Raw genomic sequence first — 26,095 nt, forward strand, 5'->3', positions numbered from 1 at the left:
GTCGCCTCAGCGCAGCACCGCCCCCAGCAGGTCGGACCCCAGGGCCGTCAGGCCGGGCAGATCCAGGGTGTAGCGGACGTAGCGACCGTGCCGCCGGGCCGTGAGCAGGCCCGCGCGGCGCAGTACGGCGAGGTGGCGGGAGACCTCCGGGGGTGTGAGGTCCCAGGCGTGGGCCAGCTCGCGGTTGGTGTGCGGGCCGCGGGCCAGGTTGCGCAGCAGCCGCAGCCGCACCGGGTGGGCGAGCGCCTCCAACCGTAGGGTGACCGTCTCCAGGGACACCGGCTCCGCCGGGCCTGGCTCGCCCACCGGGTACTGCACCACCGGGTGCCACCCGGGCGCGTGGACCGCCACCAGGTGCGGGCGGCCGAAGACGCTGGGGATGAAGGTGACCCCGGAGCCGTGGGCGGTGGTCGCCTTGTCCTGGAGCTTGTCCACGATGATGCAGTCGCCGTCCGGCGCCAGGGTGACCGCGTCGGAGACCGACGCGAGGGCCGGGCCGATGCCCTGGCGGCGCAACAGGTCGTTCTTCACCCGCAGGTCGGTGGCGAGTCGCACGGCGACGCCCGCCCAGGTGGCGTCGAAGAACGCCTCGGCGCACTGTTCGAGGGTGTCGCGCACCCGTGCCCGCACGGCGGCCGGGTCGGCGAGCAGCCGTTCCGCGAAGGCCTCTTGCAGTGCGCCGCGGGACTGGGCGAGGTCCAGCGCCCGTTCGCGCGCGGTCGCGTCGGTGAGCGGCGACGGCATGCCGAAGTGCACCCGGTTGCTGCCGCAGGTGGTGACGAGCGCGGCGGTCACATACCTCTCGTCGTCGATTCGGTCGACGTCGTCCAGCTCCTCGGCGAGGGTCGGCCGGGGCCTGGCGGGGATCAGGAAGTCCGCCTGGGAGGAACGCCAGAGGAACTCCGCCTCCCGCAACCGCTCGGCCAGCTCGGGGCGCAGCCCGGTCCAGACGTCCCCGGCCCAGTCGGCGAGCTGCGGATGGTGCCCGGGTTCCACCAGCACGTGCAGCATCGCGGTCAGCTCGGCCAGCGGCGAGGCGGCGAACCGTAGTCTCTCCGACGGCAGGCCGCTGATGTCGATCCTCAACGTCATCCCTCATCATCACCGACCGGACGGCCGACGACGGCGTCGGTTGACGGTGTCCGTCAACCGACGTGCCAGGCCCGGCTGTCGAACTCACCGTTGCCGCCATGGCAATCACCAGCACCCCGAAGATCCGGCCCCGCGCCCTCGTACGTGCCTCCGGAGGGCCCCGCTATGCCGTCGCCCTGGCCGTGGACGCGCTCGGCACCGGCATGCTGCGACCGTTTCTGCTGCTCTACGGGGTGACGGTGCTGAGGCTGTCCGCGCCGGTCACCGGCATCGCCATGACGGCCGGCGTCGTGGTGGGTCTGGTGTGCATGCCCGCGGTGGGCCGCTGGCTGGACCGGGGCGCACGCAGCACCGTCGTGGCGGCGTCGATGCTGGTGCGGGTGCTGGGTGTGGCGCTCCTGCTGGCCACCCCGGCGGGGCACGCCTGGCCGTTCGCGACGGCGGCGCTCTTCCTCGGCATCGGCAACCAGGCCTGGCCCGCGGCCCACGCGGCGCTCGTGGCCACGGTCGCCCACGGCCGGGAACGCGACACCGCTCTCGCGGCGGGCCGCGCCCTGCGCAACGCCGGCCTGGGCACGGGCGCGCTGATCGCCACCGCGTGCCTGGCGGGCGGCGCCACGGCTCTACAGGCGCTGGCGGCCGTCACCGGGGTCGCCTATCTCGCGGCGGCGACCCTGGCGTGGTCGGTCCACCTGCGCGCGGATCCGGCCGCCGTCCCGTCCGAGGGCGGTGCCGAGGAGCCCGCCGCGCCCGCTCCTCGGATGGGCGCGCTGCTCGCCGCCAACGTGATCTACGCCTTCTGCCTCAACGTCCCCGAGATCGCGCTCCCCTGGTCCTGGTGACCCAGTTGCACGCGTCCCCGGTGTGGTCGGCGGCCATCTTCGTGGCCAACACGGTGCTGGTGGTCACCCTCCAGGTTCCGGTGACGGTCCTGATGTCCCGTTTCTCGCGGCGGACCGTGCTGGCTCTCGCCGGTGTGGTCCTCACCGTGTCCTACCTGGGCTTTCTCGTGGCCACCGCACTGGGGCACGGGTGGGGCGCCCCGGCCGTCGCCGCCGTGTCCGTGGTCTGCACCCTCGGCGAGATCGTCTATGCCGGCAGCGCCACCGCGCTCGTCACCGTCCTGGCCCCGGCCCACGCCCTGGGCCGCACCCTGGCCCGCTTCGAGCTGTCCACGGGGTTCGGACTCGCCGTCTCCCCGGCGGTCATCACCGCTCTCGCACCGCACGGCCCGGCCGTGCTCTGGGGCGGACTCGCCGGCGCGACGCTCGTGTCCGCCGCCGCCGTCGCCGCCGAGCAGCATCAGGGGAGGCGGCCCAAGGACTCCGGAGCCGGGCCCAACGGGTCCTCCGCCAGCACCTCCGGGGCGCTCAGCGCCGCCTCGTAGATCTGCCGCTCGAAGACGAACGGGCCCAGGGGCAGTTCGCCCCACTCCGCACGCTCCGGGTAGTGGAAGGCGGACCAGGTGACCGTCGTGGGGGTCATGGCGACGCGGGCCATGAGGGGCCAGCACTGCCAGATGCCACAGGGGCAGCCGAGGAGCGGGGTCCGGTCCGCCGTCCGCCGGAACGGGTTGTCGGTGAAGTCGAGGACGCCCAGACCGCCGTGCTGACGCCAGATCAGCTCCGCCGACTCCCGGTCCTGGTCCTCGAACTGGTCCGCCAGCTCCGGCCGCCACAGCTCACGCGTCGCCCAAGCGGTACGCGCACGCAGGTCGACGCCGTCGACACGGACACCCCAGACCAGGGCGACGGGATGGTCGTTCCAGGGGTGATGGAGGAACTCGATGCCGTTCACCGGCCGCATACTCCCGGGCCCGGGGCCCCTCCCGCGAATCCTTTACCGCGTCCGCTGTTCGTACAGCCCCTCCACCTGGTCCGCGAAGTCACGTAGTACCGCCTCGCGGCGGAGTTTCATCGAGGGGGTGAGGTGGCCGGCGTGTTCCGAGAAGTCGGTGGGGAGGATGGCGAAGCGGCGGATCGACTCCGGGCGGGAGACCAGCTTGTTGGCCTCGTCGATCGCCCGCTGGAGCACGGCGTGCAGTTCGGGGTCGTCCATCAGCAGTTCCACCGGGACCGGGTGCTTGCCGTTCATCTGGCGCCAGTGGGTGAGGCCGTCCGGGTCGAGGGTGAGGAGGACGGACACGTAGGGGCGGGCGTCGCCGAGGACCATGGCCTGGGAGATCAGGGGGTGGGAGCGCAGCCAGTTCTCCAGGGGCGCGGGGGCGACGCTCTTGCCGCCCGCGGTGATGATCATCTCCTTCTTGCGGCCGGTGATCGTCAGATAGCCCTCGTCGTCCAGTTCGCCGAGGTCGCCGGTGGGCAGCCAGCCGTCGGGGGCGGCGGGGACCACTCCCCCGGCCGCCGGGTCCCAGTAGCCCCGCAGGATGTGGTCGCCGGCGATCAGGATCTCGCCGTCCGCCGCTATGCGGATCTTCGTCCCCGGCAGGGGCCAGCCGACCGTGCCCAGGCGGGGTTTGAGCGGCGGGGTGACCGTGGACGCGCCGGTCGTCTCCGTCAGGCCGTAGCCCTCGTAGATCTCGATGCCCGCGCCGAGGTAGAAGGCGGAGAGGCGTTGGCCGAGGGGCGAGCCGCCGCAGATGGCGTGGCGGACGCGGCCGCCCATGGCGTTGCGGATGCGGCGGTAGACGAGCGGGTCGTAGAAGGAGCGGGCGGCGCGGAGGGTGGCCGCCGGACCGGATCCCCTGCCGGTCTTCTGCGCCTCGACCGCCTCGCCGTAGCGGCGGGCCACGTTGACCGCCCGGTCGAAGGAGGACAGCTTGCCGCCGGACTCGGCCTTCGCGCGGGCGGTGTTGAAGATCTTCTCCAGCATGTACGGGATGGCCAGCAGACAGGTGGGTCTGAAGGCCGCCAGATCCGGGAGGAGTTCAGCGGCCTTCAGGCTCGGGGCGTGGCCGAGGCGGACCCGGGCGCGGACGCAGGCGATGGCGACCATGCGCCCGAAGACGTGGGACATGGGGAGGAAGAGGAGGACGGAGAGCTCGTCGTCGTTCTTGGACTTGAAGACCGGGTAGAGGAGCTCGATCGCGTTGTCGACCTCGGCGAAGAAGTTTCCGTGGGTGAGCGCGCAGCCTTTGGGGCGGCCCGTGGTGCCCGAGGTGTAGATGAGGGTGGCGAGCGTGTCGGGGACCAGCATCCCCCGGCGGATCTCGACCTCGGCGTCCGGGACGTGCTCGCCCGCCTCGATCAGCCGGTCCACATGCCCCTTCTCCATCACCCACAGGTGGTGCAGATCGGGCAGCCGGTCGAGTTCGGGGCCGAGGGCCGCCGCCTGGGCGGCGCTCTCGGTGACCAGGGCGACCGCGCCGGAGTCGTGGAGGATCCAGCGGGTCTGGAAGACGGAGGAGGTCGGGTAGATGGGCACGGTGACCAGGCCGGCCGCCCAGGCCGCGAAGTCGAGCAGCGTCCACTCGTAGGTCGTGCGGGCCATGATGGCGAGCCGGTCGCCGGGCACGAGACCCTCCGCGATCAGCCCCTTGGCCACCGCGTGGACCTGGGCGGCGAAGCGTTCGGCCGTGATGTCCGTCCACTCGCCGTCCTGGCCCCTACGGCTGAGGACCACCGTCTCGGGGGCGGCGGCCGCGTTGTCGTAGGGCAGGTCGGCGAGTGAGCCGTACGTCACCGGGCGGGCCAACGCCGGTACGGACGCCTCCCGTACCGCGCCGTCGAGTCGTCGCGTCTCGGGTTCCACCAGGGTGGGGGGAGCGTCGCGGTCGGCGTAGGCCGAGTCGGCAGCTGGATACGGCGTGGACACGGGCGGCTCCCTGGGCGTGCAGCGACGAAAACTGCTTGCTGCATGACGTACGTGCCTCGCGCACCGAGGCGTTCAACCGGGATGCCCCCTAAGACAGGGGTTACCGCCAGTTAGGTAGGGGATCGTACGGCGCTCACGTGTGGGGCTTGTGCGTGTTCCGGGATGTTCCGGGGCTGGGGATGTGCAATCTCGGGGTTTATCTGAGGAACGTTCACGTTCGTTCCAGAATCGCCGTAACCCCCTGTCCGCCTGCCGCGCAGATCGAGATCAACCCCCTTGCGGGGCCCTCCCGTTCGGCGAGCAGCTTGGCCAGGGTCGCCACGATGCGGGCCCCGGTCGCCGCGAAGGGGTGTCCGGTGGCGAGGGAGGAGCCGGTCACGTTGAGACGGTCGCGGTCCACCGGCGCCAGCCCCTGCTTCTCCCAGGCCGCGAGCGTCGCCAGCACCTGGGAGGCGAAGGCCTCGTGGATCTCGAACAGGTCGAAGTCCTCGATGCCCAGACCGGTCCGCTCCAGCATGCGCGGGACAGCGTACGCGGGCGCCATCAGCAGCCCGTCCTCACCGCCCGCGACATCGCCGCGCACGAAGTCCACGGCCGCCGTCTCGTACGCCGTCAGGTAGGCGAGCGGCTCCAGCCCGCGCGCCTCGGCCCACTCCTCGGAGGCGAGGAGCACGACCGCCGCGCCGTCCGTGAGCGGCGTCGAATTGCCCGCCGTCATGGTGGGGTCGGGCCCGTCCGTGCCGAACACCGGCTTCAGCGCGGCCAGTTTCTCGACCGTGGAGTCCGGGCGCAGGTTCTGGTCGCGGGCCAGGTCGCGGAAGGGGATCACCAGGTCGCCGAAGAAGCCGCGCTCGTAGGCGGCCGCGAGCCGCTGGTGGCTGGTGGCCGCCAGTTCGTCCTGCGCCTCGCGTGCGACGCCCCAGGCGCGGGCGGTGACCGCCGCGTGCTCGCCCATGGAGAGACCGGTGCGCGGTTCGGCGTTGCGCGGGATCTCGGGGATCAGATGGGAGGGACGGATCTGCGCGAGGGCCTTGACGCGGTCGCCCGTCGACTTCGCCCGGCGGGCCTCGAGGAGGATCCGGCGCAGCCGGTCGTTGACGCCGAGCGGGGCGTCGCTGGCGGTGTCGGCGCCGCCGGCGATCGCGGACTCGGTCTGGCCGAGGGCGATCTTGTTGGCGGCGGCGATCACGGCCTGGAGGCCGGTGCCGCAGGCCTGCTGGACGTCGTAGGCGGGGGTGCGGGCGTCGAGCTTCGAGCCGAGGACGGTCTCGCGGGCGAGGTTGAAGTCGCGGCTGTGCTTCAGAACGGCCCCGGCGACGAACTCGCCGACGACGCCCGGCACATCGAGCGCATAGCGGTTCGCCAGGCCGTTCACGGCCGCCGTCAGCATCTCCTGGTTGGAGGCGGTGGCGTAGGGGCCGTCGGAGCGGGCGAAGGGGATGCGGGTGCCGCCGACGATCGCCACGCGGCGGATCCGCGGCAGTTCCGGCCGGGGCTCGGGCGCACCGCTCTCCGCGACCTTCAGGTGGCTCACTCGCCGGCTCGCCCGTGACGGTTCCGAGGTACTCATCTCGACCTGCTCCTCACCCGTGACCTAGACTTACCCACGGTAACCTTACTTCAGAGTAAGCACCCGGTACGAGGTGTGCGCCGAGCCCGTGGGAGATCATCATGGCCGACCGCTATCTGAGCTTCACCGCCACGGCCCCCGGCCGGTTCCTCACCGCGCGGCTCGGGCTGCCGCAACCGGCCGCGCTCAGCCGCTGGACGGCCGAACGTCCCGCCCTGGACGGCCACTTGCTGCACCTCACGGCCGGCGGACCGTCCGGGCTCGACCTCGCGCCGGTCCTGGCCCGCACCGGGCTCCCCACGACCACCGAAACAGCTGGAGCCGACACCGGCACCGAGGCAGCGGGAGCCACCGCCGGAACCACCCGCCGCGCCGCCGTCGTCCTGGACGCCACCGGTGTCCGTGACGTCGACGCGCTCGCCGAGGTGCACGCGGCCCTGCACCCGGTCCTGCGGTCGGTCGCGGCGAGCGGACGGGTCGTCGTGCTGGGCGCGCCCCTGGACGCCCGGGACCACCATCAGGCGGCCGTACAGCAGGCACTGGAAGGCTTGGTACGGTCACTGGGCAAGGAGATCGGACGGGGCAGGACCGTCAACCTCGTCCGGCTGACCGACGCGTCCGCCGCCGAGTCCACCCTGCGCTTCCTCCTCTCCCCCAAGTCGGCGTACGTCAGCGGCCAGGTGATCGGGGTGGGGGCCGAGGCGCCCGACGGCCCCGTCGACTGGATCCTCCCCCTCATCGGCCGTACCGCGCTCGTCACCGGCGGCGCCCGCGGCATCGGCGCGGCCGTCGCGGAGACGCTGGCCCGGGACGGCGCCCATGTCGTCGTCCTGGACGTGCCGCAGGCCGAGGAGGACGCCCACCGGGTCGCCGCACGGCTGGGCGGCAGCGCCCTCACGCTCGACATCACGGCCGCCGACGCGGGCGAGCGGATCGCCGCCGAGCTCCCCGACGGGCTCGACGTGCTGATCCACAACGCGGGGATCACCCGAGACCGGCGTCTGGTCAACATGCCCGCCGAGCGCTGGAGTTCGGTGCTCGACGTCAATCTGGCGAGCGTGCTGCGCACCACGGACGCGCTGCTCGCCAAGGGCGCCCTGCGGACGGGCGGACGGATCGTCGCCACCGCCTCCATCGCCGGACTCGCGGGCAACGCGGGACAGACGAACTACGGCGCGAGCAAGGCCGGCGTCGCCGGTCTGGTCCGGTCCCTCGCGCCGCGCGCGCTCGCCGAGCACGGGGTGACGGTGAACGCGGTGGCGCCCGGCTTCATCGAGACGAGGATGACGGCCGCGGTGCCGCTGTTCATCCGCGAGGCGGGTCGCCGGATGAACTCGCTCGCGCAGGGCGGCCTGCCCGTCGACGTGGCCGAGACGACCGCCTGGCTCGCCCACCCGGCGTCCGGCGCGGTCAACGGGCAGGTCGTGCGGGTGTGCGGCCAGAGTCTGCTGGGGGCGTAGTGACCGGCGAGGTGACCTACCTGTCCGGGCCTCCGTCGCTCGGACCACTGCTCGCCCTCGGCGCGCTGCGCTCACCGTTCAAGCGGCCCCGGTCGGGCGTCGCGTTCCCCGGCGCCGGCGACCGGCTCGTCCTGCCCGAGCTGCGGGCGGACCTGGACCGGCTGGCCGCCTACGAGCGGGTGTGCGGCTTCCCGACCGGCGAGGACTCCCTGCCGCTCACCTACCCCCACGTGCTTGGCTTCCCGCTGGCCATGCGGATCATGAGCGGCCGCGGCTTCCCGCTGCCGCTGCTCGGCCTCGTCCACACCTCGATCGAGATCACCCGCCACACCGCCCTCGCGGCCACCGGCGACTACGAACTCACCGTGCGCGTCGAGCGGTTGGCGGCACACCGGCGCGGGACCGAGGCGGTCGTCGTCACGCAGCTGCGGGACGGCGGCGCGGTCGTGTGGGAGTCGACGAGCACCTATCTGGCCCGGCACCGCACCGAGGCCACGCCCGCCCCCCGGGAACCGGAGGCCGGTCCCTCATCGTCGACACCGGCCCCCGGCCCGCTCCCCGTGCTCGACGAGTGGCGGCTCGCCGCCGACGTCGGCCGGCGCTACGGCGCCGCGTCGGGCGACCGCAACCCCATCCACCTCCACCCGCTCACCGCCCGCCTCTTCGGCTTCCCCCGGGCCATCGCGCACGGCATGTGGACCGTGGCCCGCTGTCTCGCCGCGCACGGCACCCCCCAGGCCGTGCGGGTGCGCGCCGAGTTCCGGGCGCCGGTCCTGCTGCCGGGAACGGTGGCCTTCGCGGCGGACGGGGAACGGTTCGAGCTGCGCGGGACGGGAGAGGCGGGAGGGCTGCATGTGAGCGGCCGGGTGGCTCCGCTCACGCCGTGACGCCCCCGGATCGTCCGGTGATCCTGCACGATCGGCCCCCACCACTGCCCTCGAGGCCCTTACCCCGGTCGCGCCCGGTCGAGCACAGTGGTGGGTTCACATCCGTCCGTCGCTGAAGGGAGCGTCCATGCGCGCGCAGGACCAGGAGAACGACCTGGGTGGTAACCGCCGGGCCAAGGCCGGGAGGGGCCCCGCACGGTCGTCGCTCCCGGGACCCGCGGCGGGACTGCTCGCCCTCCAGCGCGCGGCGGGCAACGCGGCGGTGACGCGCGCCATCGAGGAGCAGCGGCACGAGCACGGCCCCGGCTGCGGCCACGCGGACCGGTCGGTCCAGCGGGATGCGGAGACCGCCGACGCACAACACGACGCGGTGCAGCGCCGGGTGTCGCTGGCCGAGGTGACCGGTTCCGGCGGCAGCGGTCTGGACCCGCGCATCCAGGCCAAGGCCGAGCAGGCGTACGGAATGTCGCTCGGTCATGTGCGCGTGCACAACGACGCGACCGCCCAGCGCGCGAGCGCCGACTTCCAGGCCCACGCCATGACCGTCGGCCACCACATCGTGCTCGGCTCGTCACGGGTGGACGACGAGACGATGTTCCACGAACTCGACCACGTCCGCCAGCAGTCGCAGGGCCCGGTGGCGGGCACCGACAACGGCTCGGGCGTGAAGGTGTCCGACCCGGGTGACTCCTTCGAGCGTCAGTCGGCCGCCAACGGCCGCCTTGTCGCGCAGGGTTCGGCCCCCGACCTCTCGCTGCCCGACGGGGCGGGTCGTGGCGCTCCCGTTCAGCGGGTGGCGGCCGGACCCGGTGAGCGGCAGAGCGTGCAGCGGATGCCCAAAGAGGCGACCAAGTCCAAGGCCGGCAGGGGCGGCAAGAAGGCGACCGTGGCGCAGGCGATCACCAAGGCGCTCGTGCAGAACCACGGCTGGAAGGAGTACGGCGGGCAGCAGAACAAGACCGTGCACTTCCCGATCGCCTCCGACAACGCCCCCGCGCACGCGAAGAGCGAGGGACTCAAGGGCGCCGCGCTGAGCGCGATGTACCACGGCACCGAAAACATCCGGAAGGAACGCTCCTTCTCGGCGGAACGCCCGGAGCAGGCCCTGCGCTGGATCTCCACCGTCACCTTCAACTACCTCAACGACCTGCGCAAGCAGCCCGAGGAAGTACAGGCGGGCGTGAGCGCCGTCCAGCAGGAGGGGCCGGAGGGCGCCGCCACGCGGTACCAGCTGTACATATCGTCGAACAAGGACGGCGCCAACAAGGCACTCTCCGACCTGTACGAGGGCAAGGCCAGCGCCGCCGAGTTCCTCACCGCCATCCTGGAGGCCGGCGCGCCGAACCTCCCCGGCCGCACGGCGCTCGAGCAACGGCACGCCCAGAAGCTGGCCTCACGTCTGCTGGGCGACGGGCAGGGCAGGGACGCGTACGCCGCGGTCCTCCAGGCTCTCGGCGGCTCGGTGAACGTGCCCGCGAAGCGGGAGGACGCCGCCACGGACGGCCTGCACGCCGAGCGCCGCATCGTGGAGAGCGCGCCGGCGGGAAGCGTCGCCGCGATCGCCGGGGTCAAGCGGCCCTGCATGGTCTGCTACATGGAACTCTTCGTCGGCGACGACTCCAAGCGGCCCGGCCCCTACTGGCCGAGCAAGGCCTCCAACATCGGGGAGTCCGACTACACCGTCGCGAACGCCGACATGCTCGCGCTGCGCATCCACACGGCGGCGGAGAAGGGCGGCGGCACGCACGTCAGCCTCCGGGTGGACTGCGAGGGCCAGGAGCGGGTGGACACCGGCTACGGGTCCGAATCCGACTCCTCCGCCTCGGACAGCGAGCAGGCCCCGCTGCTGGTACCGGCGGCGGACGCGATGGACCTGAGCTGAGACGGTCACCCTGAGGGCCTCACCGCGAGGCCCTCAGGCCTCCGGTGGGGACCAGGGGCGGCCGTCCATGAGGTTGCCCAGGCCCGCCCAGGCGAAGTTCATCAGGGTCGCCGCCGCCTGCCGGGCCGTGGTCCCGTCGGCGGCGTTGGCCCAGGCGGCGAGGGACTCGGCGGCGCCGACCAGCGCCTCGGCGAGTCCCGCGACCTCGCGTTCGGGGAGGTCGGGGTCCCGGTGGGCCTCCCTGGCCGCGACCACGATCAGCTGCGTGACGAAAGCGACGATCTCCTCGCGCATCGCCGTGACCTCGGCGGCGAAGGGCTCGCCGTGCGTGCGGGCCTGAAGGTGCAGGACGGACCAGGCGTGCGGATGCTCGGCGGTGTGCGCGAAGAACGCCCGCAGACCGTCCCAGAGTTGGCGGTCGGCGGACAGGTCGGTGCGGACGCCGGTGCGCACCGCCTGGACGAGCGCCTTGGCCTCGCGCCGGATGCAGGCGGTGAAGAGGTCTTCCTTGGAGTTCAGGTACAGGTACACCAACGGCTTGGACACGCCCGCGAGTTCGGCGATCTCGTCCATCGACGCGGCCATGTACCCCCGGCGGCCGAAGGTCTCCACGGCGGCGTCCAGCATCTGCTGCTCACGGACCGCACGCGGCATCCGCTTGGTCTTCACGGTCCCCATGGACACAGCGTAGTTGGGCCCGCTCGTGCCCCGGCCCGGCGCGTGCCGCGACTACGAGGTCTGCGTCTGGCCCTGGGGGCGCGCCGCCTCGTCGATCGCGGCGTCCTCCTGGGACTTGTTGGCCTCCAGGTTGGCCTTCATACGGTCCACCCGCGCCACGACGTTCAGCGAGGCGCGGTCGCGCTCCTTGCGCAGCACCACGAAGCTGATCGGCGCGGAGATCACCAGCGAGAGCAGCAGGATCCACATGATGTTGGAGTCGCCGAGACCGCGCGGGACGACACCCGAGTAGACGAGGCCCCAGACGACCACGAGGCAGCCGGCGAAGACACCGAGGCGCATCAGTGTGTAGCGGAGCATGTCAATCCACTCTTCCGAATCCAAAAGGGGCCGTCATCCAGTGAAGCACGCCGGGACGCCGATCTTGCATCGGGGTGTGAGCGGTCGGAGCGGTCGGAGCGGTCGCGGCGGTCACGTCAGCGGCAGCAGCATGACGACGTCGTCGCGGTCGTCGTCCGGCGCGACCCTGATGGCGCCGGGGATCCGGCCGACCTCCTTGTAGCCGCAGGAGCCGTAGAAGTCCTCCAGGCCGTGTCCGCCGCGGCAGGTGAGCCGGATCGCGTCGATGCCGTCGAAGGCGCGGGCCTCGTCGGCGGCGGCCGCCAGCAGGTCGCGGCCGTAGCCCTTGCCCTGGTGCCGGGGGTGCACCATCACCGTGTAGAGCATCACCCAGTGGGTCTGGAGCCGGTGGGTGTTGAAGCTGAGGAACGCCGTCGCGGCCACCTGGCCGGCCGCGTCGTGTCCGACGAGCAGCCGGGTGCGGCCCTCGGCCATCTGGACGAGGTGGCGGACCAGTTCCGGCCGGATCGTCTCGCGCTCCACCGGCGCCACGAAGCCGACGGCCCCGCCCGCGTTGGAGACGTCCGTCCACAGGTCGAGGATGCCGTCACGCAGGGCGGGGGTGACGGCGGGATCGAGGGTGAAAGTAAGGGCCACGGAAGGATGGTAGTCCTTACGCGACCCTGACTTCCAAGTCCCTGCTCCTACCGCCTCAGACCCGCATCGGCTGCGGCGACTCGCGGAGCGCCGGGTCGGGGCCGTCGTACTCGCGGATGATCTCGTACCGCGTGTTGCGCTCCATCGGGCGGAAGCCCGCGTCCCGGATGAGGTCCAGCAGGTCGTCGCGGGTCAGCTTGTTCGGGGTGCCGTAGTTGTCGGCATCGTGCGTGATCTTGTACTCGACGACCGAGCCGTCCATGTCGTCGGCGCCGTGCTGGAGCGCGAGCTGCGCGGTCTGGACGCCGTGCATGACCCAGAAGACCTTGACGTGCGGAACGTTGTCGAAGAGCAGCCGGGAGACCGCGAAGGTCTTGAGGGCCTCCGCGCCGGTCGCCATCTGGGTGCGGGCCTGGAGCCGGTTGCGGACCTTGCCGTCCTGCATGTCCACGAAGTCGTGCTGGTAGCGCAGGGGGATGAAGACCTGGAAGCCGTTCGTCTCGTCCTGGAGCTCACGCAGGCGCAGAACGTGGTCGACCCGGTGGCGGGGCTCCTCGATGTGGCCGTACAGCATGGTGCACGGGGTCTTGAGCCCCTTCTCGTGCGCCAGCCGGTGGATGCGCGACCAGTCCTCCCAGTGGGTGCGGTGGTCGACGATGTGCTGCCGGACCTCCCAGTCGAAGATCTCGGCGCCGCCACCGGTCAGCGACTCCAGACCGGCGTCGATCAGCTCGTCGAGGATCTCGGAGGCGGACAGCCCGCTGATCGTCTCGAAGTGGTGGATCTCAGTCGCCGTGAACGCCTTCAGGGAGACGTCCGGGAGCGCGGCCTTCAGCTCCCGCAGGGAGCGCGGGTAGTAACGCCACGGCAGGTTCGGGTGCAGGCCGTTGACGATGTGCAGCTCGGTGAGGTTCTCGCCCTCCATCGCCTTGGCGAGCTTCACCGCCTCCTCGATGCGCATCGTGTACGCGTCCTTCTCACCCGGCTTGCGCTGGAAGGAGCAGTAGGCGCAGGAGGCCGTGCACACGTTCGTCATGTTGAGGTGACGGTTGACGTTGAAGTGCACGACGTCGCCGTTCTTGCGGGTCCGCACCTCGTGCGCCAGTCCGCCCAGCCACGCCAGGTCGTCCGACTCGTACAGCGCGATGCCGTCCTCACGGGTCAGCCGCTCACCGGCCCTGACCTTGTCCTCCAGCTCGCGCTTGAGTCCGACGTCCATGCCCACACCTCTCTACGACTTGCTGCGACTTCCTGCGACGTGCGGCGACTTCCTGCGATGACGCCACCGACGGCCAACCGTACGCCCCCGCCCCTCGGACGGAAGGCGACCCCGAACGGCGCCGAATACGGGCCTAGACCTCCTCGGGAAGCTCCCCGACCCGGTTCTCCCACTTCGTGGAGAGCACGATGGTGGTACGGGTCCGGGACACGCCCTTGGTCCCGCTGAGCCGCCGGATGATCCGCTCAAGACCGTCCACGTCGTTCGCCCGCACCTTGAGCATGAACGAGTCGTCGCCGGCGATGAACCAGCAGTCCTCGATCTCGCTGAGGTCCTTCATCCGGTTCGCCACGTCCTCGTGGTCGGCGGCGTCGGAGAGCGAGATGCCGATGAGGGCGGTGACGCCGAGACCGAGCTGGGCGGCGTTCACCGTGGCGCGGTAGCCGGTGATCACGCCGGCCGCCTCCAGCCGGTTGATGCGGTCGGTGACGCTGGGTCCCGACAGACCGACGAGGCGCCCCAGCTCCGCGTACGAGGCCCGGCCGTTCTCCCTCAGGGCCTGGATGAGCTGCCTGTCCACCGCGTCCATGCGATCGAAGCCTTCCGGTGAGGAGAGATGAAGTGGTGTGTGGGGTCTGGAAGTGGGTGTCCCCGAAGGGGTGGTGCGCGCCGCCCGTCCCGCCCGTGCGGTCCGCGCCGCCGGTGCCGTGGCGACGCTCAGGCGGGAGGACGGGAGCCGCCGCCGATCTCGCCCTTCCAGCGGCGGTACAGCCCGTGCCCGACGCCCGCCGCGTCGAGGACCCGCCCGGCGACGAAGTCCACCAGGTCCTGGATGTGGGTGGCGCCCGCGTAGAAGGCCGGGGAGGCCGGCACGACGCTCGCGCCCGCCTCGTCCAGGGCGACCAGATGACGCAGGGTCTGGCCGTTCAGCGGGGTCTCCCGTACGGCCACGACCAGCGGGCGCCGCTCCTTGAGCGTCACGCTCGCCGCCCGCTGGAGGAGGTCCTTGGAGAGCCCGAGGGCGACCCCGGCCACGCAGGCGGTGGAGGCGGGCACGATCAGCATGCCCTTCGTGGCGTACGAACCGGAGGACGGCCCGGCGGCCAGGTCCCCGGCCGCCCAGTACCGCACCCGGTCGCCGTCGCCGTCGCCGTCGAGGTCCACGTCGAAGGTGCCCGGCTTGCCGTCGGCCCCCCGCGCGAGCCATTCCCGCAGGTCGTCGCGCCAGTGCGCGTCCCGGAAGGAGATGCCCGTCTCGTCGAGCAGGGTGAGCCGCGAGGCCCGGCTGACCACCAGGTCGACGCTCTCTCCCCGAGCGAGCAGCGCGCGCAGCACAGCGGCGGCATAGGGCGTACCGGACGCCCCGGACACCCCCACGATCCAAGGCACGCGCTGCGTTTCTCCTGCGTTCACACCTTGAGCGTACCGGTGAGCGGAGAGGTCTTCAGGACCGGTCGGCCCTGGAGCCCGCGTTCCCCCCGCGCTCCCTCCGCCCGCCCGTTCACCCGGACGGGCCCCTAGACCGTGAGGCCCCGCACCAGCAGGTCGATCAGCGCGCACCCGAACAGGCTGATCCCGATGAACCCGTTCGTCGAGAAGAACGCCCTGTTCAGACGGGTCAGGTCATGCGGCCGCACGATGGTGTGCTCGTAGACGAAGGCACCCGCGACGATCACCAGACCGAGCCAGAAGAAGGCGCCGGCGTCCGTGGCCACGGCGTACCAGACGAACAGGGCCGTCGTGATCGTGTGACAGACGCGCGCGCCCCAGATCGCCGCCGGGATGCCGAAGCGGGCCGGCACCGACATGACGCCGACCTCGCGGTCCGTCTCGACGTCCTGACAGGCGTAGATCAGGTCGAAGCCGCCGATCCAGACGCCCACCGCCAGGCCCAGGATCACCGCGTCCCAGGACCACTCACCGGTGATCGCCAGCCAGCCGCCGATCGGGCCCATCGCCTGCGCCAGGCCGAGGATGGCCTGCGGGAAGTTCGTGAAGCGTTTGCCGTACGGGTACACCACCATCGGGATCACCGCGAGGGGGGCCAGGGCCAGGCAGAGCGGGTTCAGCAGGGCCGCCGCGCCCAGGAAGATCACCAGGGCGATCAGGGCGCCGGTCCAGGCGTGCCGCACCGACATCGCGCCCGTCACCAGCTCGCGGTGCGCCGTGCGGGGGTTACGGGCGTCGATCTCGCGGTCGATGATCCGGTTGACCGCCATCGCGAAGGTGCGCAGGCCCACCATGCAGACGGTGACCAGCAGCAGCCTGCCCCAGTGGATGTTCCCGTCCATCCGGAACATGGCGGTCAGCGCGGCGATGTAGGCGAAGGGCAGCGCGAAGACCGAGTGCTCGATCATCACCAGCCGCAGGAAGGCCTTGGTGCGCCCTGGCTGCGGAAGCGCTGCGGAAGCGGAACTCACAGGCCGTACTCCTTCCAGCGGCGGTCGACCTTCGCCGCCGTATCCGGGTCGGACAGCACCATCTCCGGCCAGCCGCCGTCCCGCGTGTACCCCTCCTCGGGCCACTTGCGCGTCGCGTCGATGCCCGCCTTGCCACCCCAGAACTGCTGGTACGAGGCGTGGTCGAGATGGTCGACGGGGCCTTCGACGACGGACAGGTCGCGGGCGTAGTCGGTGTTGCCGAGCGCCCGCCAGGCGACCTCGTGCAGGTCGTGGACGTCGCAGTCCGCGTCGACGACGACGATCAGCTTGGTCAGGGACATCATGTGGGCGCCCCAGACCGCGTGCATGACCTTCTGCGCGTGCTTGGGGTACTTCTTGTCGATCGAGACGATCGCGCAGTTGTGGAAGCCGCCGGCCTCGGGCAGGTGGTAGTCCACGATGTCCGGGACGATGATCTTCAGCAGCGGGAGGAAGAAGCGTTCCGTGGCGCGGCCCAGGGGGCCGTCCTCCGTCGGCGGCCTGCCGACCACGATCGACTGGAGCAGCGGCCGCTTGCGCATCGTCACGCAGTCGATCCTCAGGGCCGGGAACGGCTCCTGCGGGGTGTAGAAGCCGGTGTGGTCGCCGAACGGGCCCTCCGGCAGCATCTCGCCCGGCTCCAGCCAGCCCTCGATCACGACCTCCGCCTGCGCCGGCACCTGGAGCGGCACCGTCTTGCAGTCGACCATCTCGATCCGCTTGCCCGCGATGAAACCGGCGAAGAGGTACTCGTCGATGTCGCCGGGGAGCGGGGCGGTGGAGGCGTACGTCACGGCGGGCGGGCAGCCGAAGGCGATCGCGACGGGCAGCTTCTCGCCCTTGCGGGCCGCGACCTGGTAGTGGTTGCGGCTGTCCTTGTGGATCTGCCAGTGCATGCCGATCGTGCGCTTGTCGTGGCGCTGGAGGCGGTACAGGCCGAGGTTGCGGATCCCGCTCTCCGGGTCCTTGGTGTGCGTCAGGCCCAGGTTGAAGAAGGAGCCGCCGTCCTGCGGCCAGGTGAAGAGGGCGGGCAGGGCGTCGAGGTCGACGTCGTCGCCGTGCAGGACCACCTCCTGGACGGGCGCGTCCTGGGGCTTCACCTTCTTCGGCGGGACGTGCGTCATCGCGCCGAGCTTGCCGAACGCCTCGCGGACGCCGACGAAGCCGTGCGGGAGCTCGGGGCGCAGCAGGCCGCCGATCTTCTCGCTGATGTCGGCGTACGACTTGAGGCCTAGGGCCTTCAGGAGCCGCCGGTCGGTGCCGAACACGTTCATCGCGAGGGGCATGGTCGACCCCTTCACGTTCTCGAAGAGCAGCGCGGGGCCACCGGACTTCTGGACCCGGTCGACGATCTCCCCGACTTCCAGATACGGATCGACCTCAGCCTTGACGCGCTTGAGGTCGCCTTCGCGTTCCAGTGCCCTGAGCAGGGAACGAAGATCGTCGTAAGCCATGCGTCCCAGTATCGCCGAGGCCCTTCCGGCGCCGACGCGCGCCCCGCACTACGCCCCCGCACCGCCGCGCGGCACGCCCCGCACCGCCGGCCCGCGCCGCCGACCCTCGCGATCGGCCCTCCCGATCGGCCCTCGCGATCGGCCTTCGCGCCCGGTTCATCCGCTCGGCCCGCCCGCGAGGGAACGATCTCCGCCACCCGCTACCCTGGCCCGGTCACCAGGGCCGTTCCGCGCCCCGTCACCATCTCCTGGGGGAACCCGCCACCATGCTCAGGTATCTGCCGTTCCTGCTGGTACTGGCGCTGTGGATCTACGCCTTCATCGACTGCCTCAACACCCCCGAGGAGGAGGTGCGGGGGCTGCCGAAGGTGATCTGGGTCATCATCATCCTGCTCTTCGGCGAGGTGCTCGTCGGTCCGATCGCCTGGCTGGTGGCGGGCAAGGCGCGGCGCGCGCCCGTGGGCGGCGGCACCGCGGCCCAGTCGCCCCGCGGCCGACGCGCCGAGTGGGTCGCGCCGGACGACAACCCCGAGTTCCTGAAGTCCCTCAAGGAGAACAAGGAAGAGGGCAAGAAGGACGACGAGGCTCTCCTCAAGGACTGGGAGGCCGACCTGCGCCGCCGCGAGGAGGAGCTCAAGCGCCGCGAGTCCGGCGAGGACCCCCAGCCCCCACAGAGCTGAGACGAGCCGACGCCGCCCTGCGGTCTCGAAGAGACGCGGTGACAGACCCTTATTAGGCCGCGTCGTGTTCGCCGGACCTCGGCGAGCACTTGGGAGCGTTCTGCCAGTAGCAGCCGACCTGGACGAGTCCGTACCGGTAGTCCGAGCCGGTGCCGGCGATGGGCCGGGCGTCCCGGCCGAGCGTGCGCAGGATGTCGCGGGCGTTCCCCTGGCAGTGGCCGGAGGTCAGGCACAGCGCGGCGGAGCCGGTCACGAAGGGCGCGGCCATGCTCGTACCGGAGAGGAAGCCGTGGTCCTCGCCCAGGGGTGTGACGCGGGTGGGGAGAGTGGAGAGGATGTCGGCGCCCGGGGCCGCGATGTCCACCCACGAGGCTCCGTGGCTGGAGAAGGGCGCCCGCCGGTCGAACACGGTGGTGGCGGCGACGCTGATCGCCTCCGGGTAGGCCGCCGGATAGTTCGGCGCGGTCGTACCGGCGTTGCCCGCGGAGGCCACCACGGCGACGCCCGCCTGGGTGGCCAGCCGGACGGCCTGGTGCACCAGCGGGCTGTCCACCGAGGTTCCCAGACTCAGGTTGGCGACCCTGATGTTCTTCGCCTTCGCGTTCTGGGCGACCCAGTTCAGGCCCGCGATGAGATCGGAGAAGAGCCCTGAACCGCTGTCCCCCAGGACCTTGACGTTCCACAGCCGGGTGCCGGGGGCGGTGCCCTCCCCGCCGATCCCGTTGTTGAGCGCCTGGACGATGCCCGCGACGTGCGTCCCGTGGCCGTAGAAGTCGTCCGCGCCGGGAGAGGTGCTGAAGTTGGCGTTCCCGGCGACCCGCAGGTCCGGATGACCGGCGTCCACGCCGGTGTCCAGCACCGCCACCCCGACCCGGGCGGCGGCGGGCACCCGGAACTCCCGGTCGGGGCCCGCCACGGCGCCGATCCGGAACAGACCCCACTGTTCGGCGAGCAGCGGATCGCCCTGGTACGCGACACCGCCCTCGCCCGGCCGGCCCGCCCGCTGGCGCGGCGCCCGCACCGACGAGCCGTCGGCGGGCTCGGGCACGGACACCTGCTGGTCGGGTTCGACCGAGGCGACCTGCGGGTCGGCGCGGATGGCCTCGATCTGGTCCGCGGTCGCCTCCAGGGCGTAGCCCTTGAGGGCCGCCCCGTCCACGGTGGCGTCGAACACATGGCGCAGCCGGCTCCTGCCGTCCGCCGCCTGCCCCTTCGTCTGCTCCTCGGCGACCTTGCCCGGATCGGTGACCGTGTCCTTCAGCTGCACGAGCCACCGCTCCGTCGGAGCGGGCTCGGCGGCCTGCGCGGAGCCGGGGACGAGCGCGGCGGCCGTGAGGGCCGACAGCGCGGCACAAGTGATCACAGCGCTACGGAGCGGAATCTTCCCGACTCTTGCCACCTGGTCCTCCACCCTGCACGCACCGAAGCGAAGATCGACAAGGTAGGACAATAGGAGCGGTCACATGTTCCCCCTGGGCGACGCACCCGGGATCGTCCGGGCCGGTCGGGAAATCACCTGCCCGGCCGAGCGGGCTCGGCGCTCCGGCATCCGCCCTCCACGGTCACCTCGCCCGCGTCACCGCAGCCGGGACGACGACAGGATCGACAGCAGGTGGGCCGGGACCATCACCCAGGTGATCGCGGCGATGGCCGCCAGCGCCCCGCGGGTCGGCCCGACGCCGCCGGTCGCCGCGTCCAGGGCGGCCACGGCCAGCAGGACCAGGGAGGCCTCGATGCCGTTGGTGACCCGGTGGATCTTGAAGGCGGCGGCGAGGCGGCGCAGTGAGGCCACGCCCTGGGAACGGGGCGCGGTGGCCTCGTCGTCGGCGACGGCGAGTCCGCGCCGGGCGCGGGCCACGTCCACCAGGTCGGTCGAGGCCTTCAGCAGCACCACGCCGAGCGCGGTCGCGAGACCCAGCGACACCCAGCCGTTGAAGCCCGCCCAGCCGCCGAGGCCGGACTCGGCGGCCCGGAAGCCGAAGCCGATCATGAGCGCCGCGTCGGCCAGATAGGCGCCGAGCCGGTCGACGTAGATGCCGGTCGCGCTGTTCTGTCCCTTCCAGCGGGCGACCTCGCCGTCCACGCAGTCGAAGAGCAGGAACAACTGCATGAGGAGCGCGGCGAGCACGGCCCCGGCGAGGCCGGGGACGAGCAGCGCGGCGCCGGACAGCACCCCGCACACCACCATCGTCCAGGTCAGCTGGTCCGGGGTGACCCGGGTGCGCACCAGCTGGCGGGTGAACCGCAGCGAGACGCGGCGCATGTAGAGGCGCCCCGCCCAGTGCTCGCCGTTGCGACTGGCGAGCTTGGCCTGCGGCTGGCAGACCTCCCGCAGCTCCTCCAGAACAGGAGCAGCAACCATGAACTTTCCTTCCGCCCGGGGCTCAACTGCCGCGCCTGCGGCGGTGATCGGCACAGGTTACTTGACCCGCCGCCGGACATTTCCTGGGGGATTTTGGCACGGTTGGGTGCGGTGTCCCGACCCGCTCACCGCCTCGGGCCGGGTCACCTCGCGCCGGTCCGGCCACACGATCGCGTGAGCGTCCGCGTCAGCGCGGACTCCTCCGGGAACGGATCGGGGTGAAGGCACGCGGCTCGTCGAGGAGGACCTCATGGATCAGGTGGACCACGCGACGGCACGGTCGTGGCTCGCCACCGCCGTCGAAGAGGCGCGGGCCGGTCTCGCCGAGGGAGGCATCCCGATCGGGGCCGCGCTGTACGGCCCGGACGGCACCCTGCTGGGCCGCGGCCACAACCGGCGCGTCCAGGACGGCGACCCCTCGACGCACGCGGAGACGGCCGCCTTCCGCGCGGCGGGACGGCAGCGCTCGTACCGCGGCACGACGATGGTGACCACCCTGTCCCCCTGCTGGTACTGCTCGGGACTGGTCCGCCAGTTCGGCATCTCCCGGGTGGTCGTCGGCGAGGCGAGCACCTTCCACGGCGGGCATGACTGGCTGGCGGAGCACGGCGTCGAGATCGTGCTCCTCGACGACTCCGAGTGCATCGCCCTGATGCGCGACTTCATCGAGCGGAACCCGGCTCTCTGGAACGAGGACATCGGTGAGTAGCCCCCAGCCCGACCACACCGCCCCCATCTCCCCCGCCACTCCTGCGACTCCCGCCACTCCCCCTACTTCCCCTACTTCCGCCTCCCGCGCCTCCTCCACCACTCCCACCTCTCGTATCCCGACCATCGACCTCGGGCCCTGGCTGGACGGCACCCCCGAGACCCGCGCCTCGATCGCCCGCACCGTCGACGACGCCCTGCGGACCGCCGGGTTCCTGCTGGTCACCGGGCACGGGGTCGACCCCGCCCTGCGCGACCGCATCCGGGCGGCCGCCCGCGCGTTCTTCGTGCTGCCCGCCGACGTCAAGCAGGCGTACGGCGCGAAGGTCGGCGGGCGCGGCTGGCTGGGGCCGGGCGCGGAGGCCAACGGGTACTCGGAGGGGACCCCGACCCCGCCGGACCTGAAGGAGTCCCTGACCTTCGCCACGCACGAGCCGTTCGACGACCCGGTGGTCAACGCGCAGTGGTACGCGCCGAACGTGTGGCCCGCGGAGGTACCGGAACTCCAGGGGCTGTGCGAGGAGTACCTGACCCGGATGGGTGAACTGGAGAAGCGGCTGCTCTCCCTGCTCGGGGAGGCCCTCGGCCTGGAACCGGACTTCTTCTCCCGGCACATGGACCACCCCACCTACGGTTTCAACATCAACTGGTATCCGGGGACGGAGGTGGTCGGGGAGCCGCAGCCGGGCCAGTTCCGGATCGGCCCGCACACCGACTTCGGCACCGTCACCCTCCTCGACCGGCAGGCCGGCAAGGGCGGGCTCCAGGTCTGGACGGACGAGGGCGGCTGGGCGGACGCGCCCTTCGACCCGGCCGCCCTCACCGTCAACATCGGTGACCTGATGGCCCGTTGGACCGGCGACCGGTGGCGCTCGGGCCGGCACCGCGTGCTGCCGCCCCCGGCCGACGCGCCCACCGAGGAACTCATGTCCCTCGTCTACTTCGGCGAGTGCACCCCGGGGACGATCGTGGAGTCCCTCCCGGCGCCCGTCGGCCGGGTGGCGTACGAGGCGGTCGACTCGCATGTGTATCTGCGGGAGAAACTCGACTCGATCACGGTGGAATGACGGACCCGTTCCGCTCACGTCCAAAAGTTTCGTGACCCAACGGACACCAGGCGATCTGGCACTTACCAACTCCCTCTCCTTACCCTTGCGTTGGGAACCGAGCCCTGGGGGAGGTGCGCGGTGCACGGACGGTTGTACGGGCGGGGCGCGCTGTTCGACGTCGAGCCCGCCGGTCTCGTACCGCGGCTCGTGGGGATCCGTCCCTACGAGCTCCACGCGGAGAAGCCCGAACACCCCGCCGGGCCGCCCCTGCTGGTGCTGGCGGGCGGCCGGGGTCTGGGCAAGAGCGCGGTGCTCGCCGAGCTGTGGGACGCCTACACGGAACACACCCGCAGGGGCGAGGCCCGCAGACGTACCCCGGTCGCGTTGATCGACTGCGAGGACGAGCAGTTCGCGCGGCCGCCGCACGAGGAGAGCCCCGAGTCCTGGTCGCCCGTGTGGCAGGCACTGCTGGTGGTCGCCGAGCAGCTCACCGAGCCGGTGCGGGCGGCCGGGCAGCTCACCTTCCCGCGGCTGACGGCCGGGCTGGTCGCGGTCCGGGCCAGCGACTGGAGCGGCCGGACCGACTCCGACCGCATCCGGCGCGAGCTGGTGCGGATCCTGCTGCTGAACGAGCGCGCCTCCCGGTTCAGCCTGGCCGGACGGTGGGCGGCCAAGGTCGCGTCGAAGGTGATCGCGGCGGCGAGCGGCGGCGGCCCGTTCGTCGCGGCGACCGTCGAGGCCACCCTGGAGGCGCTCTCCGAGGGCGTCACGCACCGCAAGGAGCAGAAGCCGGCCACCTGGTACCGCTCCTATCCGAACGCGGGCGGCAACGCCAAGCGGGGACTGCTGCTGCTCGCCGGGAACTTCCGGGCCGGCGGCACCTCGCGCGAGCACGCCGAGCGCTGGCTGGTGCGGGCGCTGCTCGCCGATCTGGCCGAGGCCTACTCGGGGCTCGGCTCGCATCTGACCCGGCTGGGCAGGCCGCTCGTCCTGCTCGACAACGCGCGTAGTGGTCCGGGTCCCGGGCTGCTGGACGCCGTCCTGCGGGACCGGGCCGACGGGGTCGCCGACCAGGTGGTGTGGGTGGCGACGGTACGCGGCACGGGCCATCCGGCGCTCGGGGACGCCGTACGCCGTGAACTGCCGGAGGTCGCGCGGGCCACGGACTGGGCGCCGGGCAGTTCGCCCTCCTCGCGCGCACTGCTCGTACCGTTGCCGCCGCTGTCCCCCGACGACACCCTGCACATGGTCGGCGCGGTCTGCGACGACACCGAGCTGCCGCCCCGGTTCCCGCACGCCACCCACCGGCTGACCGGCGGCAACCCGCTCGGCATCGTGCTGCTCGCGACCGCCGCCCGGCAACACCCCGACCAGGCGGTCTCGTTGGGGCGGCTGCTCACCGCGAAGGTCAAGCTGGAGGAGGGCCAGGCCGACGACGGCCGGCCCGCGTACGCCGAGTTACTGGCCCGCCTGGTCCCGGCCGACCGGCTCGACGAGCTGACGGTCCTCGCGGCCGCCCACGGCCACGACTCCGCCGCGGTCCTCGCACAGACCCACCTTCCGGACGACTTCGGCTCGTCGGGCGTACGGGCGCTGCGGATCCGGCTGGCCGAGGAGGGCGTCCCGGACGACGCCGGGCACTTCGTCGGTGACCCCTTCCTGCGCACCCTGCTGCTGCTCCGCCTCCACCACCAGCAGGCCGACCACGCCAAGTGGCGCGAGACGCACGAGACGATGACCGCCCACTTCGCGACGGGCCTCGGCTTGCGGACCCCGGGCCCCGGGGTGGACGCCTTCCGCCTCTACCACGAACTCGCCCTGGGGGACACGGCCGGCGCGGTCGCCCACCTGCGCGACACGTTCCCGGTCCTCGCCACCCGCACCTGGCTGCTCACACTCCGGCTGCTGGGCACCGCGCCCTATTTCCACGCGCACGACACCGAGGGCCGCGACACGGACCGGCACGAGGACCGGCGCTCGGCGATCGCGCTGGGCCGCACGGACGCCGCCGAGGAGCCGCCCGAGGGCGTCGACCGAGCCCTGCATCTACGGATACGGCGACTGCTGCACGCGGTCTGGCAGGTGTCCGACCCGCTGGTGCTGCCGGATCCACGGGTGTGCGGGCGGCTGGAGTTCGAGCTGCTCCAGCTGTCCGACCAGCGGCCCGCCGGGGGCGCGCTGCTGTTCGCGACCTCCCAGGCCTGGCCCCGGGACGCCCTCGCGGGCCGCCCGCTGCGCACCCCGGACGAGGACGACGACGGCGACACGGACGGCGGGCACGGACCGGGCGACGGGAACGGGGTGACGTGATGACCGACGGAGTCAGAAGCCCGCTGGTGCGGTGGCTGCGGGAGGTCTGGGAGATCCGCCTCTACCGCTATCTGGCACTGCTGGTCACGGCCGCCGTGCTGACCGGGCTGGTGTTCGCCGTGCGGACGGTCACCCATGAGGACCGGTCCTGCGCGCCCGGAGTGGCCCGGCCCGTCGGCAGCGACGAGTGCGTGGGCGTGGCCACGGGCGCGTACGACTTCGGGCATCCCCAACTGCGGGACGCGGTGGCGGCGATCGACCGGGAGAACGACCGGCTCAAGGCGGGGAGTTACGTGACGGTCGCGCTGATGCTGCCGTACACCGCCTCCACCCCCTCGACGCTCAGCGACATCCAGCACGAGGTGCAGGGCGCCTACCTGGCCCAGTGGCAGGCCAACCACACCTCCAACGGACAGGCTCCGGCGATCCGCCTGGTGCTCGCCAACCCGGGGGCCACCAGCGGCCACTGGGAGGCGATGGTCGACCGGCTGGAGCGGATGGCGAAGGGCGCCGACCGGCTGCGCGCGGTCACCGGAGTCGGCCAGAGCACCGACAACAACAAGGAGGCCGTCGCGGAACTGACCCGGCGGGGCATCCCGGTGGTCGGCGCCTCCATCACCGCCGACAACCTCGCCAACGGGCAGAACGGCAAGGACCCCTTCCCCGGCCTGGCCCGGGTCTCCCCCACCAACACGGACGAGGCGCGCGCCCTGGCCTCGTTCGCCAAGGTCGACGCGGGCCGGGCCCTGCTGGTGTACGACAAGCCCGGCGACCCGTACACGCGGACGCTCCAGACGTCGTTCGCCGCGCTGCTGAAGGGTTCGCCCTACGAGCCGCAGCCGTTCACCCCGCCCGCCGACCGCACCCAGGAGGGGACGACGGCGAACACCTTCCGGCAGATCACCCACCTGGTGTGCGACACCTCCGCGGGGACCGACACGATCCTGTTCGCGGGCCGGCACACCCAGTTGCGGCAGTTCGTCAACGCGCTCGGCACGCGTGGCTGCCAGAACCGGAAGTTCACGGTGCTGACGGGCGACGAGGGCTCGTACCTGTCCGGCGACAAGAAGCTGGACCGCACCGCCCTCACCCACAACCTCGCCGTCCGCTACACCGCGCTCGCCCACCCGGACGCCTGGGCGAAGGCGCCCGCGGGGCCGGGCGGTTCGGCGGCGGACGCGAAGGTCCTGACCGACCTCCTCGCCCGCAGCGCCCGTGAACCGGTCGGCCCGATCGGCGAGGTCGCTCTGGAGGACGGCCAGCTGATCATCGGTTTCGACGCGCTGACGCTGGCCGTGCACGGCATCCGCGAGGCCACGCCCGACGGCGGCACCGTCCCGCCCCTCACGGACGTCGGCCTCCAGTGGCCGCAGGTCAAGGGCTCGCTGCGGGTGAGCGGGGCGAGCGGCTGGATCTGCCTGGACGTGCACGGCAATCCGTACGACAAGGCCGTGCCGATCGTCGAACTCCACGCCGACGGCGGCTCCCGCTTCGTCCGCATCGCCTGGCCGGAGGGAAAACCCCCGACCGAGGAGTGCCTGCCGCCGTCCTGAA

The 26,095-nt window shown here is 72.1% G+C and carries 22 protein-coding genes and 1 pseudogene; 9 read left to right on the plus strand and 14 right to left on the minus strand.

What is annotated here, in order from left to right; translation table 11 throughout:
* Nucleotides 1-6: 6 nt before the first annotated feature.
* Nucleotides 7-1,092, minus strand: a complete 1,086-nt coding sequence (locus tag ACIRPU_RS31595) for a DUF5937 family protein (protein WP_403873336.1) — start codon at nucleotides 1,090-1,092, stop codon at nucleotides 7-9.
* Nucleotides 1,093-1,190: 98 nt separating this feature from the next.
* On the opposite strand from ACIRPU_RS31595, the pseudogene ACIRPU_RS31600 reads away from it, so the two are divergent.
* A pseudogene (locus ACIRPU_RS31600) lies at nucleotides 1,191-2,479 on the plus strand (MFS transporter).
* Here the strand turns inward: ACIRPU_RS31600 and ACIRPU_RS31605 are convergent.
* The 3 genes from ACIRPU_RS31605 to ACIRPU_RS31615 form a co-directional block, all read right to left on the minus strand.
* Nucleotides 2,395-2,898: a hypothetical protein gene (locus ACIRPU_RS31605; protein ID WP_403873339.1), complete on the minus strand. Its 504-nt coding sequence runs from the start codon at nucleotides 2,896-2,898 to the stop codon at nucleotides 2,395-2,397. The pseudogene ACIRPU_RS31600 and the gene ACIRPU_RS31605 sit on opposite strands and share 85 nt — an antisense overlap.
* Before the next feature lie 33 nt (nucleotides 2,899-2,931).
* A complete protein-coding gene (locus ACIRPU_RS31610) occupies nucleotides 2,932-4,866 on the minus strand; it encodes an AMP-dependent synthetase/ligase (protein WP_403873342.1) in 1,935 nt (644 codons plus the stop codon).
* Nucleotides 4,867-5,077: 211 nt separating this feature from the next.
* A complete protein-coding gene (locus ACIRPU_RS31615) occupies nucleotides 5,078-6,436 on the minus strand; it encodes an acetyl-CoA C-acetyltransferase (protein WP_403873345.1) in 1,359 nt (452 codons plus the stop codon).
* Nucleotides 6,437-6,537: 101 nt separating this feature from the next.
* Between ACIRPU_RS31615 and ACIRPU_RS31620 the strand changes: the two genes are divergently transcribed.
* The 3 genes from ACIRPU_RS31620 (at nucleotide 6,538) to ACIRPU_RS31630 (ending at nucleotide 10,665) form a co-directional block, all read left to right on the plus strand.
* Nucleotides 6,538-7,896, plus strand: a complete 1,359-nt coding sequence (locus tag ACIRPU_RS31620; RefSeq protein ID WP_403873348.1) for a 3-oxoacyl-ACP reductase — start codon at nucleotides 6,538-6,540, stop codon at nucleotides 7,894-7,896.
* Entirely contained in the window at nucleotides 7,896-8,783 is an 888-nt protein-coding gene (locus ACIRPU_RS31625) for a MaoC/PaaZ C-terminal domain-containing protein (protein WP_403873351.1), read from the plus strand. The genes ACIRPU_RS31620 and ACIRPU_RS31625 overlap by 1 nt, the downstream gene beginning before the upstream one ends.
* Nucleotides 8,784-8,910: 127 nt before the next feature.
* On the plus strand, nucleotides 8,911-10,665 hold the full coding sequence (locus tag ACIRPU_RS31630) for a DUF4157 domain-containing protein (protein ID WP_403873354.1): 1,755 nt from the start codon (nucleotides 8,911-8,913) through the stop codon (nucleotides 10,663-10,665).
* A 33-nt stretch (nucleotides 10,666-10,698) separates the two neighbouring features.
* Here the strand turns inward: ACIRPU_RS31630 and ACIRPU_RS31635 are convergent, their stop codons facing one another.
* From ACIRPU_RS31635 to ACIRPU_RS31670, 8 genes are all read right to left on the minus strand, one after another.
* Nucleotides 10,699-11,343 (minus strand): TetR/AcrR family transcriptional regulator, encoded by a 645-nt coding sequence (locus ACIRPU_RS31635; RefSeq protein WP_403873357.1) that lies wholly within the window; start codon nucleotides 11,341-11,343, stop codon nucleotides 10,699-10,701.
* 51 nt (nucleotides 11,344-11,394) lie between these two features.
* Nucleotides 11,395-11,703 (minus strand): DUF4229 domain-containing protein, encoded by a 309-nt coding sequence (locus tag ACIRPU_RS31640; protein ID WP_403873360.1) that lies wholly within the window; start codon nucleotides 11,701-11,703, stop codon nucleotides 11,395-11,397.
* A gap of 111 nt (nucleotides 11,704-11,814) precedes the next feature.
* Nucleotides 11,815-12,339 (minus strand): GNAT family N-acetyltransferase, encoded by a 525-nt coding sequence (locus tag ACIRPU_RS31645; RefSeq protein ID WP_403873363.1) that lies wholly within the window; start codon nucleotides 12,337-12,339, stop codon nucleotides 11,815-11,817.
* 55 nt (nucleotides 12,340-12,394) lie between these two features.
* Nucleotides 12,395-13,558 carry an aminofutalosine synthase MqnE gene (gene mqnE / locus ACIRPU_RS31650; RefSeq protein ID WP_355704827.1) on the minus strand — a complete coding sequence of 388 codons (1,164 nt, stop codon included), beginning with the start codon at nucleotides 13,556-13,558 and terminating at the stop codon, nucleotides 12,395-12,397.
* 133 nt (nucleotides 13,559-13,691) lie between these two features.
* On the minus strand, nucleotides 13,692-14,147 hold the full coding sequence (locus ACIRPU_RS31655; RefSeq protein ID WP_054238669.1) for an Lrp/AsnC family transcriptional regulator: 456 nt from the start codon (nucleotides 14,145-14,147) through the stop codon (nucleotides 13,692-13,694).
* A 128-nt stretch (nucleotides 14,148-14,275) separates the two neighbouring features.
* Nucleotides 14,276-14,947: a UbiX family flavin prenyltransferase gene (locus tag ACIRPU_RS31660; protein WP_384111277.1), complete on the minus strand. Its 672-nt coding sequence runs from the start codon at nucleotides 14,945-14,947 to the stop codon at nucleotides 14,276-14,278.
* A 128-nt stretch (nucleotides 14,948-15,075) separates the two neighbouring features.
* Nucleotides 15,076-15,978, minus strand: coding sequence for a menaquinone biosynthesis prenyltransferase MqnP (gene mqnP / locus ACIRPU_RS31665; protein WP_403873368.1), 903 nt, complete (start codon nucleotides 15,976-15,978; stop codon nucleotides 15,076-15,078).
* A complete protein-coding gene (locus ACIRPU_RS31670) occupies nucleotides 15,975-17,432 on the minus strand; it encodes a menaquinone biosynthesis decarboxylase (protein WP_403873371.1) in 1,458 nt (485 codons plus the stop codon). Before ACIRPU_RS31670 ends, mqnP begins: the two co-directional genes overlap by 4 nt.
* Before the next feature lie 266 nt (nucleotides 17,433-17,698).
* On the opposite strand from ACIRPU_RS31670, the gene ACIRPU_RS31675 reads away from it, so the two are divergent.
* Entirely contained in the window at nucleotides 17,699-18,112 is a 414-nt protein-coding gene (locus ACIRPU_RS31675) for a PLD nuclease N-terminal domain-containing protein (RefSeq protein WP_403873374.1), read from the plus strand.
* Between the two features lie 52 nt (nucleotides 18,113-18,164).
* Here the strand turns inward: ACIRPU_RS31675 and ACIRPU_RS31680 are convergent, their stop codons facing one another.
* Both ACIRPU_RS31680 and ACIRPU_RS31685 read right to left on the minus strand, forming a co-directional pair.
* Entirely contained in the window at nucleotides 18,165-19,475 is a 1,311-nt protein-coding gene (locus tag ACIRPU_RS31680) for a S8 family peptidase (RefSeq protein WP_403873377.1), read from the minus strand.
* 213 nt (nucleotides 19,476-19,688) lie between these two features.
* Entirely contained in the window at nucleotides 19,689-20,474 is a 786-nt protein-coding gene (locus tag ACIRPU_RS31685) for a CDP-alcohol phosphatidyltransferase family protein (RefSeq protein ID WP_403873380.1), read from the minus strand.
* Nucleotides 20,475-20,724: 250 nt separating this feature from the next.
* Between ACIRPU_RS31685 and ACIRPU_RS31690 the strand changes: the two genes are divergently transcribed.
* From ACIRPU_RS31690 to ACIRPU_RS31705, 4 genes are all read left to right on the plus strand, one after another.
* Nucleotides 20,725-21,183, plus strand: a complete 459-nt coding sequence (locus ACIRPU_RS31690; RefSeq protein ID WP_403873383.1) for a nucleoside deaminase — start codon at nucleotides 20,725-20,727, stop codon at nucleotides 21,181-21,183.
* Between the two features lie 115 nt (nucleotides 21,184-21,298).
* Nucleotides 21,299-22,249 carry an isopenicillin N synthase family dioxygenase gene (locus tag ACIRPU_RS31695; protein ID WP_403873553.1) on the plus strand — a complete coding sequence of 317 codons (951 nt, stop codon included), beginning with the start codon at nucleotides 21,299-21,301 and terminating at the stop codon, nucleotides 22,247-22,249.
* A 120-nt stretch (nucleotides 22,250-22,369) separates the two neighbouring features.
* Nucleotides 22,370-24,541, plus strand: coding sequence for a hypothetical protein (locus ACIRPU_RS31700; protein ID WP_403873386.1), 2,172 nt, complete (start codon nucleotides 22,370-22,372; stop codon nucleotides 24,539-24,541).
* Entirely contained in the window at nucleotides 24,541-26,094 is a 1,554-nt protein-coding gene (locus ACIRPU_RS31705; RefSeq protein WP_403873389.1) for a hypothetical protein, read from the plus strand. Before ACIRPU_RS31700 ends, ACIRPU_RS31705 begins: the two co-directional genes overlap by 1 nt.
* Nucleotide 26,095: the final 1 nt, after the last annotated feature.

Origin of the sequence: Streptomyces sp. NPDC102259, from assembly GCF_044766465.1 — a bacterium.
In the GTDB taxonomy this organism is placed as follows: Bacteria; Actinomycetota; Actinomycetes; order Streptomycetales; family Streptomycetaceae; genus Streptomyces.

Excerpts from the sequence above, each read along its gene's own strand:
- ACIRPU_RS31595 (WP_403873336.1), bottom strand. The coding sequence starts at position 1,092 with ATGACGTTGAGGATCGACATCAGCGGCCTGCCGTCGGAGAGACTACGG.
- ACIRPU_RS31605 (WP_403873339.1), bottom strand. The coding sequence starts at position 2,898 with ATGCGGCCGGTGAACGGCATCGAGTTCCTCCATCACCCCTGGAACGAC.
- ACIRPU_RS31615 (WP_403873345.1), bottom strand. The coding sequence starts at position 6,436 with ATGAGTACCTCGGAACCGTCACGGGCGAGCCGGCGAGTGAGCCACCTG.
- ACIRPU_RS31620 (WP_403873348.1), top strand. The coding sequence starts at position 6,538 with ATGGCCGACCGCTATCTGAGCTTCACCGCCACGGCCCCCGGCCGGTTC.
- ACIRPU_RS31630 (WP_403873354.1), top strand. The coding sequence starts at position 8,911 with ATGCGCGCGCAGGACCAGGAGAACGACCTGGGTGGTAACCGCCGGGCC.
- ACIRPU_RS31635 (WP_403873357.1), bottom strand. The coding sequence starts at position 11,343 with ATGGGGACCGTGAAGACCAAGCGGATGCCGCGTGCGGTCCGTGAGCAG.
- ACIRPU_RS31640 (WP_403873360.1), bottom strand. The coding sequence starts at position 11,703 with ATGCTCCGCTACACACTGATGCGCCTCGGTGTCTTCGCCGGCTGCCTC.
- mqnE (WP_355704827.1), bottom strand. The coding sequence starts at position 13,558 with ATGGACGTCGGACTCAAGCGCGAGCTGGAGGACAAGGTCAGGGCCGGT.
- ACIRPU_RS31655 (WP_054238669.1), bottom strand. The coding sequence starts at position 14,147 with ATGGACGCGGTGGACAGGCAGCTCATCCAGGCCCTGAGGGAGAACGGC.
- ACIRPU_RS31670 (WP_403873371.1), bottom strand. The coding sequence starts at position 17,432 with ATGGCTTACGACGATCTTCGTTCCCTGCTCAGGGCACTGGAACGCGAA.
- ACIRPU_RS31675 (WP_403873374.1), top strand. The coding sequence starts at position 17,699 with ATGCTCAGGTATCTGCCGTTCCTGCTGGTACTGGCGCTGTGGATCTAC.
- ACIRPU_RS31685 (WP_403873380.1), bottom strand. The coding sequence starts at position 20,474 with ATGGTTGCTGCTCCTGTTCTGGAGGAGCTGCGGGAGGTCTGCCAGCCG.
- ACIRPU_RS31690 (WP_403873383.1), top strand. The coding sequence starts at position 20,725 with ATGGATCAGGTGGACCACGCGACGGCACGGTCGTGGCTCGCCACCGCC.
- ACIRPU_RS31705 (WP_403873389.1), top strand. The coding sequence starts at position 24,541 with ATGACCGACGGAGTCAGAAGCCCGCTGGTGCGGTGGCTGCGGGAGGTC.